General features: G+C 79.1%; 1 protein-coding gene. It reads right to left on the reverse strand.

Translation table 11 applies throughout. From position 1 onward, the window contains the following. The coding region (locus GTW08_RS16375) for a GNAT family N-acetyltransferase (protein WP_161152180.1) at nt 1-526 on the reverse strand (526 nt) is incomplete at both ends.

Consider the following 526-nt stretch of genomic DNA (forward strand, 5'->3'; position numbering starts at 1 on the left):
CACGCCGGTGCGCGGCACCGACGCAGACGTGCACGCCGACGTCGCCCGGGCCGACCGGGAACGCGCGGGCCAGCGCGTGCCGCACCGGGCGGTAGATCTCCAGGTACGCGATCGGTCCGGCGGCCGGGTCGCCGGCGGGCTCCACGAGCACGGCGGCGGTACCCGACCCGGCGCCGTGGCCGTCCAGCTCACGAGCCCAGCGCTCGTCGGGCCAGGGCTGACCGAAGAAGCGCACCACCTCGGGCCTGCGCATCCAGTCCCCGACGGTGCGCAGGTCGGCGCCGTGCGGACGGGCCGGACGCAGCAGGTACTCCCCCGCGCGGCCGGGCACCGGCGGGTCGGTCACCGCCGGCGCACCCGCCCGCAGCAGCGGGTTCGGCGTGCGGTGCCACCGGGCCGGGTGCAGGACCGGGCGACGCCACAGGTGCGCCGCGGTCAGCCAATGATGCAGCAGCCGCCGCACCCGGCCGGGGCGCTCGGCGTCACGGGCCGCGGCGAGCCGCTCGGCCAGCGCGGTGAGCTCCGA

The organism is Pseudonocardia sp. SID8383 (genome assembly GCF_009864975.1).
GTDB lineage: Bacteria > Actinomycetota > Actinomycetes > Mycobacteriales > Pseudonocardiaceae > Pseudonocardia > Pseudonocardia alni.